Genomic DNA, 15019 nt, shown 5'->3' with positions numbered 1-15019 from the left:
AGGTTATCTATGGCAAAGCTGCTTAAGGCAATGAAACGTCCGGCGGCACTATGGGGAGTGCCGATGGTGCCTCTACTGGTTGTTACGGGTCTCACCATCATCGTTGCTGTCTGGACCTCCGTCGCTTTCCTTACCTTACTCCCAATTGAATTTCTGGTGATGAAATCGCTCACCAGGAATGAACCCATGCGGTTCAGCCTGATGGCCGTCTGGCTCAGGGCAAGAGGAAAACCTGCGGCAAACCGTCTATTTAGCGCAACAGCATTTATGCCCATTGAGCATGATGCTGTTGATATCACGGAGTTTCTCAATGTCATGAAACTGAATCAGAGTGCCACGCTCAGGAAATACATTCCGTATTCATCGCATATTCATCAACATGTCGTCCGCTCACCCAATAGTGACCTCTACTGTACCTGGGAACTGACGGGCACTCCGTTCGATTGTGAATCAGAAGAAACGCTCAATATTGACCGTAACCAGTTGCACGGACTTATCCGCTCTTTCGAGGGGATGCCGGTCACCTTCTATATCCATAACGTAAGGGAGCCATTTACCGATTCGCTACATAAGGTATCCGACAACCCTTACGCCGATGAAGTCAGCCGTCTGTATTATGCCTCGCTGGAGGCTAACCCGTTTCGCCGTAACCGCTTGTTCCTGACTGCCTGCTACCGCCCTTTTGCCAGTCTGGAAAAAGCCGGACACCGGCGTATGAAAGACGGCCAGAAACTTAAAGAGCTTGACGGTGCGTTGCAGGAGATGCTGGAAATTAAAGGTACCCTCGATACCGCCCTGTCACGCTACGCCGCACATTCTCTTGGTACTTTCAGCGAAGAACAGGCGGTGTTCTCCTCCCAGTTATCCTTTTACGAGTACCTCTTGACGCACCAGTGGCGCAGGATACGCGTCACCCGCACTCCCGCATATTCCGTCATGGGATCGGCGGCGCTGTTTTTCTCTGGGGAGTCTGGACAGATAAACTATGCCAGCGGCACCCAGTATTTCCGTGGTCTGGAAGTTAAAGAGTTCCCGGAAGAAACAGCGGCTGGGATGATGGATTCGCTTCTTTATGCTCCCTGCGATTATGTCATCACACAGTCCTACACCTGCATGTCACGGGAAGAAGCCCGGAAGGCCATCAAACGCACCCGACGTCTGTTAATGAGTTCAGATGATGATGCAGTATCACAGCGGCTAGATCTGGATGTGGCACTTGACCTGCTAACATCGGGAAAAATTGCGTATGGAAAACACCATTTTTCCATCATGGTGTTTTCCCGCACGCTGAACCTTCTGGTAGCCGATACCAGCGAAATCAGCAATGCCCTGAATAACCTCGGTATTATATCGGTTCCCGCCGCGCTTTCTCTTTCAGCCGGGTATATGGCGCAACTGCCCGGCAATTATCATCTGCGGCCCCGCAAGGGTGAGCTGAGCAGTCAGAATTTTGTGGAGCTAACCTCACTACACAATTTCTACCCCGGCAAGCGAGATAACGCGCCCTGGGGGGATGCGATGGCCCTACTGCGTACCCCATCAGGGGATGGCTACTATTTGAACCTGCACAATACGCTGGCGGACAAAGACGAATTCAACGAGAAGAACCCAGCCAGTACCTGCATTCTCGGCACCAACGGTTCGGGCAAAACCATGCTCATGACATTTCTGGAAAACATGCAGCAGAAATATAGCCGTACGGAGAGTTTTTCTCCCGACGCAAAAACCAAACGACTGACAACCGTTTATCTGGATAAGGATCGGGGCGCAGAAATGAATATCCGGGCATTGCGAGGTCGTTATTACCGCATTACACATGGCGAGCCCACCGGGTGGAACCCGTTTTCGCTATCACCAACGAAACGCAATATCAGTTTCATTAGTCAGCTGATGAAACTGCTGTGTACGCGTAACGGTGCGACTATCACGCCCCGCAATGAGCGACGTCTAAATGACGCCATACTTGCAGTGATCGGTAATGAACCACAGTACCGTATTCATGGGATCACCCGTTTACTGGAGAATCTTCCGGAGCCTGCGACCCGAGAAGCCCAGGAGAACGGCCTGAGTATTCGCCTGTCGCAGTGGGCGCAGGGTGGCGAGTTTGGCTGGGTGTTTGATAACGCATCAGACACCTTCGATATCAGTCGCTGCGATAACTTTGGCATTGACGGCACAGAGTTTCTTGACGATGCGAACATCTGCGCGCCGATCTCCTTTTATCTGCTGTACCGCATTACCAGCCTACTCGACGGACGTCGACTGGTTATCTTCATGGATGAGTTCTGGAAATGGCTACGGGATCCGGTTTTTAAGGATTTCGCCTATAACCGACTGAAAACTATCCGCAAGCTAAATGGAATGCTGGTTGTAGGAACCCAGTCCCCGGCGGAGATCATCAGGGATGAAATTGCGCCTGCCGTGATTGAGCAGTGCGGCACGCAGATTCTGGCAGCTAACCCCAGTGCCGACCGGGCACACTATGTCGACGGAATGAAGTTTGAACCGGAGGTGTTCGACGTCGTGAAAGCCCTGGATCCGCAGGCCCGCCAGTATGTAGTGGTAAAAAATCAATTTAGACGCGGCGACATAAAGCGTTTTGCTGCACGTGTGACGCTCGATCTATCCGGGATCGGCAGGTACACAAAAGTCATGAGCGGCAGCACCGACAACCTGGAAATCTTCGACTCTCTCTACCGGGAAGGGATGCAGCCCCATGAATGGCTGGACACCTACCTGGCTCAGGCACTCTGAAAACCCACAGGAGATTCATGATGAAACGGCCTTTTCATGCATTAATTATTGCGTGTGTGGTCATCAGCCCGCTGGCACATGCAGGTATCCCTGTTCTGGTGGATGCTGACCCACTACGAGAGTTCGAATGGCTGAAAGAGGCACAACGCTGGATACAAACAGTGCAGCATTATGAGAGTCAAATTCAGGCATATAAAGACCAGTTAGCAACGGCCACCGGTGTCCGGAATATTGTTGATTTCGTTGATCAAGCGAAGAGTCTTAAATCAGATCTGGAAAAACTGCGTAAACCGGGCCAGACACTCAACGACCTGCTACTTTCCGGTGGCACCGCCGGGCAGTTTGATACGCTATACGCAAAGTACCGGGTTTTCGATACGTGCAACACTGAGCAGTCCGGAAGCTATGCCGATATCTGCAAACAACAGGTCATCAACAAGGCAATTCAGTTTGAGCAGACTGACGAGATCCAGGATCAGGTCAGCCAGACGCTGGGCGAGATCAACAACCTTTCGAACCGTATTGCACTATCTAAAGACTCAAAGGAGTCGCAGGACCTTGCCAACAGCATTCAGTTGAAATCAGTGATGCTGAACACGCTCACTGACCAGTGGGAAATGAGTGTGAAGGCGGCAGAAAAACGCGGGAAAGTGCTGCAGGATGAGCGTCTCAAACAGTGGAACCAGCAGCAGTTAACTGCACCAACCCCCGATTTAAACCGCTAAAGGAGTCTCACATGCGTTTAATAACCTTTTCGTTTTTTTCCATTTTATTCCTCATCATTTGCGGCTGCAAAGACGAAACCAAAACGCCCCAGTGGTACAAAGATCATCCCGATGAGCTAAAAACGATGTATGAAAAATGCCTGAAAACAGGCGATACCTCTGAGAACTGTAAAAATGCCAATGAAGCTCATTTTCAGATTCAACAGTTAAATGCCCCCACTCCCAACCTGAATTCATAGTGAGGTTAATATGCCTGGTGGTGTATTTATCGGTGTTGAAAAACACCTGATAGGGGGAGTCACCGACGCAACAAAGGGACTGATGATGTCATACTCCGCCATGATGCTGGGACTGGCGGCAACGTCAGCGACACTTTATATCATGTGGCGAGGATACCAGAGCCTGGCAGGTAAGTTGTCCACCCCCATGGAGGACGTCATGTGGGACATCATAAGGATGGCCATCATCCTGTCCTTTGTGGCCAATGTCAGCGGTTATCTCGACGGGGTCATTGACGCTATCAATGGCTTAAAAGAGGGATTTTCCGGCAACGGTAATATATGGCAACTACTGGATAGCTTATGGGATAAAGCGAAGGTATTAGGTAAAACGTTACACGACATGGATAATTCAACATACATAAAAGATGAGGGCATCACAGCTCAATTTTATGTGTGGCTTGGGATATTCGTATTAATGACTATTACAGCCTTTGTTGCAATGATCGCAGAGGTCATGGTTTTGCTGCTCAGCATCACAGCCCCCGTATTTATCTTTTGTCTCATGTATGGCTTTTTACGTCCCATGTTTAACAACTGGCTGCAAAATATTTTCGCAGCCATATTAACGGTTCTGTTTTCTGCATTGTCGCTACGAGTGGTCGTTAATTATTTAAACTCCCGCTTAGATATTGCCACACAAATATCTGCACAATCTAATATTGTGGAGCTAGGTGCTCAGGTCTGTCTCGCCGGGGTCTGCGCGGCAATAATGGTATACCTTTCCGCAAAACTGGCCGGAGCGCTAGCCGGGGCGGGAGCCACTATCTCCATGCAGGGACTGGCCGCCGTGGGTATAGGCGCAGCGGCGTTTGGTGCTGGGAAATTAGCCGCAGGAGCCGGGAAGCAGACAACCCGCGCAATTCAGGACAATCTTCAGGGATGGAGAGATGCCAGTACAGATAAACCCGGCAGCGGCCCGGGATACAGAGCTGCTCAGGCACGTAAGTATGCCATTGAACAAATGATCGCCAGGAACGAGGCCCGGCGACTGGCGAAATCAAGAGAAACAACCGTTCAGAAATTCCATCTTTAAACTTGTCATTCCTTGCATACTATTTCCGTCAATCCCCCCGGCGCTATCACAACCCCCTATCCATCCCACTGAGGAAACATCCCATGAAACGCTTGATTGCGCTGATTTTACTGTGCGCGCTTTACGGCTGTGCGCAGTCTCCCCACCCCCCGGCCTTTCGTGGGCATGGCATCCCGGTAAACACGCCTCAGATGATGGCGGAGTTAAACAATCATGAGTGAACAGTCAATCATTGCGGATTCCCGCACCTTTGAGCAGAAAATGATTGAGCGGGACAAACGCGCCACGAAGGCCGGATTTATGGTTGGCGGCGCGGGCTTACTCATTGCCATACTGGCACTCACCACTGTGGTGCTGATATTACCGCTGAAACAGACAGTTATTGAGCTGTATGCTGTAGATAATCATACCGGACGGGTGGAACACGTCACCCGAGCGTCAAAAATGAGTCTGACAGCGGAAGAAGCTTATCAGAAGGCGATGACCTCAAGTTACGTCAGAGTGCGTGAACGTTACATTTACCCTGCCCTACAGGACGATTATTCAACGGTACAGGTTTATAACAGCCCTCAGGTTAATGATGATTATCTGGCTCTTTATGCAGGAAAAGACGCCCCGGATAAGGTGTACCAGAATGAGGTCCACACCGTACATATCGATATCCTGTCTAATCAGATCACCGAAGGCACTGCCCCCGATAAAGTCGCCATCCTCCGTTACAAAAAAACTATCCGCCACCTCGCTGATAGCAGTACGCGCACAGAATACTGGGATGCCCACCTGACATTCCACTCCGACCCCAGTAAGGAAATGAGCGATACAGAGCGGGAAGTTAACCCGTTCGGTTTTACGGTGACCAGTTGGCAGGCAGATCGTGAAATCAGGGGAGTTGAATAATGAAAAGTATCATTCTTTTCGCACTGACACTGGCGATGTGCGGTATAGCCTGGGGTACTGCAATACCACAAGCAAGCCGCTACGACGCCCGTCTCCAGCAGGTTGTCTATAACCCGTTTAACGTCACCGTCGTCAATACCCGACCCGGTTTCGTAACCACGCTGATCTTTGACAATGACGAAGCGGTTATCAGTGCTAAACCAGGTTTTGAGGAAGCATGGGAAGCCACAACAGACGCAAACCGGGTCAGTATCCGCCCGGTAGCCCTGGTTCAGGGTGCCCCCGGAGTGGACGATAATACTGCGCAGGTGGTCATTCCTCCCAACAGTCAGGACTGGCATACCAACATGCTAATTGTTACCACTCGGCGGCTGTATAACGTCGAGCTAAACGTCATCGATGAAAAATCATCGCAGCAGCCTGCTTTTCAGGTGAGTTATCGCTATCCCGAGGAAGCACACGAAAAAGCGGGCCGTGAAGTGACAGCCAAAGCGCGGGAACGGGAGCAGAAACAACAGCAGGCCGATATCCAACAGGCTCTTAACGCCGCGCAGACGCCACGAAACTGGGACTATCTCAAATATCCGGGGAACAATAGCACGCGTATCGTTCCGGACTTCGCCTATGACGATGGTCGCTTTACGTTCGTGGGCTTCTCCCCGGCCAAATCCATTCCCTCTTTGACGAAAGAGCTAAACGGCCAGGAGCACGTGGTTAACAGCAGTGTTCGCAGGAAAGGCAACTTTACTGTTCTCGTTATTCAGGAGGTCACGCCCCGTCTGGTCCTGCGTTCCGGTCGGGCTGTGGTCGGACTGGAAAATCGTGGTTTCGGCAGGGTTCAGGTCGCAGATGGTGCCACAGTTTCCCCGCAGGTTGAGCGAGTGGAAAAAACTGCAACCCATTAACATCTGAGGAACCGTATAAATGAACGACGAACATCTGCATCCTGTGCCAGATGAATCCAGGTCCTGTCCGACACAGAAGGATGATGATATTGCTGCGCTTGAGCGCGAGGCCCGCGCAAAGCGTGAAGCTGTGCTTCACACCTCGCAGGATGATGACAATAACGATCCCATACAGCCGGCTGTCAATAAACTGAAAAAGCGCCAGCGGGGGAAAGCCACCGCTTTTCTGGCATTCGCTGCCGTTGCCCTGATTGCACTGGCGTGGGTGGGTAACTGGATATACCAAAATCTTCTCTGGCAGCCCGGTATAGAAAAGCCTCAGGAAACGGTGCCCCCGACAGATCGGACCGATTCCCGACAACGTACCGATCTGGGTACGCACTATATCGACGCGAAAACACCAGAACCGGCGGACAACAACCCTGGCAGTAAGACACCCAATGGATCGGAGGCACTGCCCGACTTAGATAAAGCCCGTTTTCTGGTGCGCCGGGAGGGATCAAGTTCAGCGGTACTAAATCCGGTACGGACCCGGCATCAGGAAATGACGCAGGTATCCTCTACCGGGCAGCCGTCAGGGACACAATCTTCTAATACCGGTCAGCAGCTAAACACCTCGTCGCCGCAGCCGGAACAGTCCCCGACAGCGGTCCGGCGAATTCCTTACAATCCCGATCTGTACGTGCCGGAAAATACCGCTATTCCTTGCTCACTGGATTACCGTTTTATCTCAGATCGGGCTGGGAAAATCCGCTGCACCATAGCCGAAGACATCTGGAGCGCCAGCGGTAATACAAAGCTGATTGAAAAAGGGACTACCGCCACGGGTATGTACCAGACTGGCGCAGAAACCGGAATGACGCAGGGACAGGGACGCGCATTCATCATCATCACGAAACTACGTACCCGCCAGCCCCCTTTCCTTGATATTCCGCTGGTCGATACGAGTGCTGCCGGAGAGCTGGGCGAGGCTGGCGTTGATGGCTGGATCGACTCGCATTTCAGGGAGCGATTTGGAGGCGCATTACTGGTCGGTATGATCCCCGATATTGGCGCATGGGCATCCAACAGCGCCGGTCAGAAAGATCGGAATACTGACTATACAGAAAACAGCCGTCAGGCTATGGCGGATATGGCACGTACCACGCTGGAAAACAGCATTAATATCCCACCGACTCTATACAAAAAACAGGGTGAACTCATCAACCTGGTCACAGGCCAGGATATTGATTTTTCAGGCATCTACACGCTGAGGATGAAGAGTGAATAATCGAAAGTTTTTGTTTGGTGTCACGGCGACAGACATCATCGTAAGGGACGATTTCAGCAATGCTGTCGTCAACGACTTATTGTCACACCTTACCGTAATCAGAAGAATAGTCATGACATGCTATCGTGCAAGCGGCGCATTGGCAGAGCTCAGTATTAGCTCAGGTGAAGGACAAACGTTCTGTATCACCATCAGTGAAGGCCCTTTGGATGCCCCGCCGTTTTCCTCTGACGATATCCGGCTGGCACATAAGCAGATATCGCTGCCTGACGTCACCGATATACTCATTCTTGTGACGACATTAGCCCGCTACGCCGGGCTTTCTCCCTCCGTCTCCACCGATGAAGATTCATCTTCCCTGCTGGAGTTCAGCTCGTAGTAAATCGCCAGTTGACGCAGCTTTGATATTTCAAGGTTGATAACGCTTTTTCCTGTGCTGTTTTCCCGCTCGGAAACAACCGGATTGAGTAGAAATATACGGAAATATCTGACGTTTTTAGTGTCCAGAATCTCATCGATATAATGACCAAACCGCCCTTTCGCCATCAGATCCTTACTGACATACAGACGAACAGGCTTCCCCTCATGTTTATCAAAGAAATTAATCAGAAAACCCCGACCATACCGATGCATTAGGGTTCCACCGCCATAGATGACGCCCGAATACGGATTAGCCAATCCACGCTGTATATGCGTTATATATTCATGTAGATAGACCTGATCGTGGTGCATGATCCTGAGTCTCAACGCCCTGAACTCATCCTGAGACAGCGTTTCTTTCGCTTCCTGCCATGTGTCGATAAGTCGCTGAAGCTGGTTGGTTCGCGTGTAGCGACTCCAGCGGGGCTCTTCATTTGTACCCGTTTTATCATCATCCCCAACCGTTTTTCTTGTGTGAACAGGCGTAACAAGCTTCACGGGATCGGATGGTTCGCCATCAGGATCATCAATTGAAGGGTCAAAGCAGTTGATATAGTCCGTCAGCTTTTGCTTTGCTTTTCGTTCTGTAAAATCAGCCTCTGACTCGTCTGGACGCCGGTCCTGATCCGCATCCTCGGTGAACTCGAGCCATTCACATCCGAACTTGTGAGGATGAGGTGAACGGAAGTGCGCAGCCTTGAATTTCTCACCATCTTCAGCTTTGACGTGATAGTTAACACCGCTAATGGTGACATCACAGTTACGATCGCTACATGAAAAAGTGAACCGCTTCCTTTCTTCCGGCTTTCTGGAAAAAAATTCCGTTCGCGCTTCATCAATGGATAAACAACGTCCAAGTTCATGGCAATAAGCGAATAGTACTTTCGTCTTCGACATACTCCCTCCATAAATGTATCCGATACAAGGATATCACATGAAAAACATCTCTCTCGATCGCTATACACAGCGATTTTTTGGCGATTTTATTGCTCATCCTGGACTAACAGAAATCGCCGTCAACCGCCCGGGCGAGCTATTTACCAAAATTGATGGTATCTGGGAGCTGCACAGTGTTTCGCTGGATTATGAGGGGTGCTACAACTTCGCCAGATGCCTGGCAAAGCATCACGGCGACAATATTGAAGATATCAAACCGGGGCTGTCAGCCACGCTGGAATCCGGTGAGCGTTGCCAGGTTATTGTCCCTCCGGCCTGTGAGCGCAACACAGTCTCCATAACTATCCGAAAGCCGTCACAGGTACAAATTCCCCACCAGAGCTACATCGACGCCGGTTTTTATAACAGGGTGAGGGGCTCAGAAACCACCCAGACGTACGATCAGGAATTATTGAGCCTGTATACCGCCAAAGATATCCCGCGTTTCATGGAGAAGTGCGTGGAGCACGGTAAAACTATCGCGGTGGTCGGGGAAACCAGTACCGGGAAAACAACCTACATGAAGATGCTGATTGGTTTTATTCCTCGCCATTTGCGCATTACGACCATTGAAGATAATCCGGAAATCACCTTTTTTGTTCATAAAAACTATGTCCACCTTTTCTATCCGTCCGAATCAGCAGATGAAAAAGGCTCGATTGTGACGCCAGCCAGTCTTCTGCGCTGGAATTACCGCATGAATCCCGACCGTATATTGTTAACCGAAGTGCGCGGTAGTGAAGCCTGGGATTTTCTCAAAATAACCGGCTCCGGCCATGAAGGCAGTATGACTTCCCTTCATGCGGGTTCAGCAATAGAAGCGGTAGACGGTTTTATTACCCGCTGTTATGAAAACCCACAATGCGCCCGGCTGCCTTACACGTTTATGTTACGTAAAGTGCTGGACAGTCTGGATGTTATTGTCAGTATTGATTTAGACGGCAACGTGCGCCGGATGAATGATATCTATTTCCGGCCACTGCACCGTAATGCCTTCTTCGAGGAGATGAAAGCATAATGAAAACTATCAATATACTGTTATTTTTAATGATGCTTACCGGCTGTTCGTCACCACCCCCACCGGTATCGGTTGAATGGGATAAATCGGGCGAGTCAGTGAATATCAGTTTACCGCAATGGAATGACAACCCCGTTATTAATCCTTCCCCTGTCGTTAATGGGAAGTGGTTATTGTCCGTTCACTCAACGCAGTTTAACGAGACACTCTGGGCCCCCGACGTATTTTACGCGGTTGCGCATTCGACGCGTATTGTTGTTGCTACACCATCAGGTACGGCATTCTTTACTGCAACAAGCTGGCTTCGCCAGCACGGCGCAAAAGGTGTTATTGAATATCAACCTGCAACTCAGTGCCTGACGTGTAGCGATACCTATATTTATTTTTCACATTAAATATACCGATATCCTGGTACAGACATTATGGTAAGGACTTCTTCATGAAATACGCCACCATTGCGACGGTAATGCTGTGCATTGCCATTGTGCCCCCTGTTTATTGCTTCGCCGCGGACCCATGCGAAGTCGCGCTATGTATGTACGGGAAAGCGACCGGAAACAGTGGAGGGAGTGAATGCCATTCAGCTGAAAAAGCTTTCTTTAATATCGTCAAAAAAAATAAACACGGATTTTTACCCGGTCATACACTGAATGCCAGAAAAGCTTTCCTCGGAGAATGTGCCAGTGCCGACCCGGAGGCGGTGAATAAAATCCTGTCCAGATTTGGCAGACTCAGAGGATAATAAACCCCCGGCCATTATGTTAGTACGTTTTTTGGGAAGAAATAAATATGGATAAAGAAAACCTTTTTATTTCCAACATCCACTCAATGCATCATGACAGAATATCGGTCGGAGCCGTGTACAGAAAGTTCTCTGAGGAAGCGAATCAGGGATGCGGCCTTTACTATGAGATCTATGAAAGTAGACTGATCAGTTTATTGCGACATCATCTTTCGTGTCTTAATGAACAGGATGCTGACAAACTCAGACGATACGCCGAAAATCAGGGAACGAAAATCGATGATGAAACCTACCGGGAGGTATTAAAGGCTGAACAGGAATGCCGTGCTGAAATATATCGCGAACAGGTGTGAACCACCGGACATTACACTATGCCTCACAGCGCCACAGACTGACAGACGGCGGGGTTGAGGCCGGCTAATTTCTGGCTTCAATTTCGGAGAAATTGTTAAGCCGTGAAATAAGCCAGTGGAACGCGGACAGAAAATTCAATTTCGCAGAAATTGTTAATTTTCAGGTACCGCATCCATCTGCGCACATTCGCCCACAGCGAATTAAGCAGGCCGGGGGAGCCGCAAAAATTTTGCCGCCCCAGCGAGCAAAAAGGCACGCCCAGGTGCCGTTTTTTGTGGGGGGCTTGCCCCGCACACCGTCAAGCCAGGTAATATTTCCCGCCCCAGCGGGGATATTACCGATCAGGCGCGACCAACCCCTTTAAAGCAGCGTTCCCGTTTTTTGGAGCTTGCGAGAAAAAAACAGGCGAAACGCGCGTCTTAAAGGGGTTGGTCGCGCGTAGCGGGCGACGGTGTGCCGCCGTTGACCCTGGGGGTTTTGGCGCGGCGTTCAGCCACGACATTACCCCCATGCACCAGGCAATAAGGGCGTCCAGCCCGCATGAACTGGCGCACGTCGTTTCGGGCCGGAAAGTCTATCTACCGGCACATGGCTGCACCGCAGCCACCTCTGTTTTCCCCTGCTTTCACCCCAGCTTTTCGCCCAACACCGTGGGGCGAATTGAGGGGGCGATGTCATGGGGCGAATGGCCGACACAGGAGGCATTATGGTGTTAAATAAGCTGATCGTTTCACTATCGCCGATAGTGGACGGCATGCTGGAACTACTCGTTTTGATGCACCAGTATCAACCTATTTTGGCGCTATTATCGGGGCTGGCCATGCCGTTCTTCGCGTCGATGAAAAGCGATGAACGACTGAAAGCCCCTTTATGGAAAAAGCTGGTGATAGTTTTTTCCATACTGTGCTTTTTGTTTGGCACAATAGCGCCCGTGGTGAATGAATTATTTCAGTGGATATACCGAATAAAGATAACCACAAGCAATACCGTCCTATCCTGGCTGATACTGATCACCTCTACCGCAGCCGGTTTTGTTTTCCATATTCTTCTGCGCAGGGTGTTAACACCTGAACTCGATAAAGTAAAAAATCGGTTCGTCAGAAAAACCACTCTGGAAAGGGAATTACGTACTGATGTCCGAACGGTGAAATCGCTGCTACCGGAAACATTGCATTATAACCCGGAGGATTATATTGATCTGAGCAAAGGTATTTTTATCGGCATGAACAGAATGAAACAGCCGATGTACCTGCCGTTAAAAGACTGGCAAAAACAACATGCCGATATCATCGGGACCACGGGGGCCGGTAAAGGGGTTGCTACCGGGATATTACTTTATCAAAGTATTTTGGCTGGTGAAGGCGTATTTGTTATGGACCCCAAAGATGATGAGTGGGCCCCACACCTTTACCGGAAAGCCTGCGAGGATGCAGGGAAATCTTTTGCCCTAATTGACCTGAGGAAACAGGTATACCAGCTAAACCTGATTAAAGATATCACCGCCGATGAGCTGGAAGAACTTTTTGTGGCGGGTTTCAGTCTGGCGGAGAAAGGACAAGAGTCTGACTTTTATCGCATTGACGATCGCAAAGCAGCCCGAATAGCTGCACAATTTGTCGCCCGTAACACGACCTCAACCATTCGGGATGTGTATAACGGGGAATACGTTCAAAGTATCGCTGATAAGATAAAAGCCTTTTTCGGGAAAATTGAGGAACTGGCCTTACTCAATGCCATCAATGCACCGACAGGATTTTCCCTCAATACGATATTTGATAACGGTGGTTGCTGCTATGTGATTGGCTCAATGCGCAACAGCAAAATTATTACCGCTCAGCGCATGCTGCTGGTTCGCCTGTACCAGCTCGCAGAAAGGCGCGACCGGGTAAACCACACACCCCGCCCCATTGCTATTTACCTTTCCGAACTGAAATACCATTTATCCAAGCCTGCGCTCGAAGGGTTAGGTGCGGCACGGGATAAAGGTGTACACATTATTATGGACCACCAATCCATTGCCGATTTAAAAGATTGTCCTGCAGATTTGAAAAGCGATGCCGTAGTGGGTGCTGTCGTGGAGAATGCTAAATTCAAGCTGGTTTATCGTGTCATGGACCCTGATACCGCTGAATGGGTGGCAAGGATGTCGGGCACCATATTAGTCGATGATGAGGTCCGCAAAGCGAAAACAGATGCGGTACTGACAGAGACAATCGATAGTGAACGCACCATCAGGCAGGCCGAGCGTTTCTTTATCGACAGTAATATGGTGTTGAACCTACCTGATTTTGTCAGTTTTATCTTCACCACCAAAGCCCTCCCCTCTGCTTCACTGATTTCTCCCATCAGGGTTAAAAAAAGGGAACTGGCGATCTGTGCCGTATCGCCCGCTATTGCCGCCACCGCCGCAAGAGTCAACATTGCCCTGAATTTTGACGAGGAAGAAATGTCATCCGGACCGTCATCAACATCAGTTATCACGACAACACAACCCGATCTCTTTTTTGATAAGCCGGACGAGAAACACACAATAACAACAAGTGCAGGTAAAGAGGATCATCCCTCGTTACTGAACTTTTAGAAGGGGAAATGATGCTTATCACCGCATACCGCGAGCGCCAGACCCGACATCGCGAGAAGATAAAACGACTGCTGAATTTCCTGAAAGAAGAAACGTACAGTGATTTTAAAACACTGATGCTGCTGTTCGGCTTCAGGGATCATAAATCACTGTATTCCCTGCTTTCAAAAGTTGATGAAATGGGGTTAATACAAAAACACGTCCTAGTATCACGTACTAAGAAAATTTCATTGTGGGGAATTACCAACGACGGGCTGGCGGTCGTAATACAGCCTGATGATGAAATTTTCCCGGCCCGGTTTGAGCCTTCAAAACTCACAGGCTGGACGCTGGAGCATCACCTTGATAATCAGATGGCGCGGATCATCCTCGAAAAAAAAGGCGCATGCGGCTGGATACATGGCGATCGCACAACTTTCCTGAGCCGTTATCAGGTCAGCCACCGCCCGGACGGACTGATTACTCTTCCCGCCGGCACGATGATCGCCATTGAGACCGAGCGCCATCTGAAAACCAAAGCCCGCTACCAGTCGATCATCGCCAGTCATTTACTGGCCCGAACCCGTAAAGACTGGATCTACGTTTTTTATATTGTGCCAGACCCGCAAAAAAAACGCGGTCTTGAACGGCTCTTTGATAGCATCCAGTACGTCATCGTTAACCATCAGCACATCCCACTGGAAACCCGCCACCGGAATGTCTTCCGCATCTACACGATTGACGAACTGCAACGCCTCGATATCGCTACCTCAACGCAAATTTAAATTCCACTGAAGTCATGATAATAAGGGATAGCTCTCATTTTATGATTCTGTCATGCGCCTAGTATAAACAACTATTGCATTCAGATGTGATCAGGATAGCTCTGGATACCATTCTTCAGATGCAAGAAGATCTGAGGGGGCCTGAATTCTCTGAAACAGCATGTGAGAGAAGTTACTTTACGGTGTGGTTGTGACTGTAGCCTATTTTTTCTCGGTTTCGTCCATGAAGAGGCCGTTCACTGAACGCACACTCCGGGCTGAAGCGAACTGCTTTTAAGTTGTTCTTATGAAAAAATCATATGAATTACTTACAGTTAAATCGATTTTTTATAAAATATC

The 15019-nt window shown here is 49.7% G+C and carries 16 protein-coding genes; 15 read left to right on the top strand and 1 reads right to left on the bottom strand.

All coding sequences use genetic code 11. The features are described from left to right. Window positions 1-9: 9 nt before the first annotated feature. From ACMYSK_RS02665 to ACMYSK_RS02625, 9 genes are all read left to right on the top strand, one after another. Complete coding sequence (locus tag ACMYSK_RS02665) at window positions 10-2754, top strand: VirB3 family type IV secretion system protein (protein ID WP_434640014.1); 2745 nt, start codon at window positions 10-12, stop codon at window positions 2752-2754. A 20-nt stretch (window positions 2755-2774) separates the two neighbouring features. Then, window positions 2775-3479, top strand: a complete 705-nt coding sequence (locus tag ACMYSK_RS02660) for a type IV secretion system protein (RefSeq protein ID WP_434643792.1) — start codon at window positions 2775-2777, stop codon at window positions 3477-3479. A gap of 11 nt (window positions 3480-3490) precedes the next feature. Continuing rightward, on the top strand, window positions 3491-3718 hold the full coding sequence (locus ACMYSK_RS02655) for an EexN family lipoprotein (protein ID WP_434640013.1): 228 nt from the start codon (window positions 3491-3493) through the stop codon (window positions 3716-3718). 10 nt (window positions 3719-3728) lie between these two features. Further along, window positions 3729-4793: a type IV secretion system protein gene (locus ACMYSK_RS02650; RefSeq protein ID WP_085453979.1), complete on the top strand. Its 1065-nt coding sequence runs from the start codon at window positions 3729-3731 to the stop codon at window positions 4791-4793. Window positions 4794-4876: 83 nt separating this feature from the next. After that, a complete protein-coding gene (locus tag ACMYSK_RS02645; RefSeq protein ID WP_434640011.1) occupies window positions 4877-5014 on the top strand; it encodes a hypothetical protein in 138 nt (45 codons plus the stop codon). Then, the gene (locus ACMYSK_RS02640) at window positions 5007-5690 is read left to right on the top strand and encodes a type IV secretion system protein (RefSeq protein WP_434640010.1); all 684 of its coding nucleotides are present in this window, start codon (window positions 5007-5009) and stop codon (window positions 5688-5690) included. The genes ACMYSK_RS02645 and ACMYSK_RS02640 overlap by 8 nt, the downstream gene beginning before the upstream one ends. Next, a complete protein-coding gene (gene virB9 / locus ACMYSK_RS02635; RefSeq protein WP_240727264.1) occupies window positions 5690-6595 on the top strand; it encodes a P-type conjugative transfer protein VirB9 in 906 nt (301 codons plus the stop codon). The genes ACMYSK_RS02640 and virB9 overlap by 1 nt, the downstream gene beginning before the upstream one ends. A gap of 19 nt (window positions 6596-6614) precedes the next feature. Beyond that, on the top strand, window positions 6615-7865 hold the full coding sequence (virB10, locus tag ACMYSK_RS02630; protein ID WP_434640008.1) for a VirB10/TraB/TrbI family type IV secretion system protein: 1251 nt from the start codon (window positions 6615-6617) through the stop codon (window positions 7863-7865). Next, window positions 7858-8244 carry a hypothetical protein gene (locus tag ACMYSK_RS02625; protein ID WP_085453983.1) on the top strand — a complete coding sequence of 129 codons (387 nt, stop codon included), beginning with the start codon at window positions 7858-7860 and terminating at the stop codon, window positions 8242-8244. The genes virB10 and ACMYSK_RS02625 overlap by 8 nt, the downstream gene beginning before the upstream one ends. Here the strand turns inward: ACMYSK_RS02625 and ACMYSK_RS02620 are convergent. After that, entirely contained in the window at window positions 8175-9182 is a 1008-nt protein-coding gene (locus ACMYSK_RS02620; RefSeq protein WP_085453984.1) for a hypothetical protein, read from the bottom strand. The two genes, ACMYSK_RS02625 and ACMYSK_RS02620, sit on opposite strands and share 70 nt — an antisense overlap. A 37-nt stretch (window positions 9183-9219) precedes the next feature. Here ACMYSK_RS02620 and virB11 point away from each other — a divergent pair, with 37 nt between their 5' ends. From virB11 to mobC, 6 genes are all read left to right on the top strand, one after another. After that, window positions 9220-10239, top strand: a complete 1020-nt coding sequence (gene virB11 / locus ACMYSK_RS02615) for a P-type DNA transfer ATPase VirB11 (RefSeq protein ID WP_434640007.1) — start codon at window positions 9220-9222, stop codon at window positions 10237-10239. After that, the gene (locus ACMYSK_RS02610) at window positions 10236-10634 is read left to right on the top strand and encodes a cag pathogenicity island Cag12 family protein (protein ID WP_434643789.1); all 399 of its coding nucleotides are present in this window, start codon (window positions 10236-10238) and stop codon (window positions 10632-10634) included. Before virB11 ends, ACMYSK_RS02610 begins: the two co-directional genes overlap by 4 nt. Before the next feature lie 44 nt (window positions 10635-10678). Further along, entirely contained in the window at window positions 10679-10981 is a 303-nt protein-coding gene (locus ACMYSK_RS02605) for a TrbM/KikA/MpfK family conjugal transfer protein (RefSeq protein WP_434640005.1), read from the top strand. 47 nt (window positions 10982-11028) lie between these two features. Next, the gene (locus ACMYSK_RS02600) at window positions 11029-11334 is read left to right on the top strand and encodes a dpoa decarboxylase (RefSeq protein ID WP_434640004.1); all 306 of its coding nucleotides are present in this window, start codon (window positions 11029-11031) and stop codon (window positions 11332-11334) included. Between the two features lie 707 nt (window positions 11335-12041). Next, window positions 12042-13916 (top strand): type IV secretory system conjugative DNA transfer family protein, encoded by a 1875-nt coding sequence (locus ACMYSK_RS02595; protein WP_434640002.1) that lies wholly within the window; start codon window positions 12042-12044, stop codon window positions 13914-13916. A gap of 11 nt (window positions 13917-13927) precedes the next feature. Beyond that, window positions 13928-14680: a MobC family replication-relaxation protein gene (mobC, locus tag ACMYSK_RS02590; RefSeq protein ID WP_240727327.1), complete on the top strand. Its 753-nt coding sequence runs from the start codon at window positions 13928-13930 to the stop codon at window positions 14678-14680. The last annotated feature ends 339 nt before the right edge of the window (window positions 14681-15019 follow it).

The organism is Klebsiella sp. I138 (assembly GCF_051131765.1).
Lineage (GTDB): Bacteria > Pseudomonadota > Gammaproteobacteria > Enterobacterales > Enterobacteriaceae > Klebsiella.
Note: the sequence above shows the minus strand (reverse complement) of the source record. Positions and strands in the feature narration are given on the sequence as shown.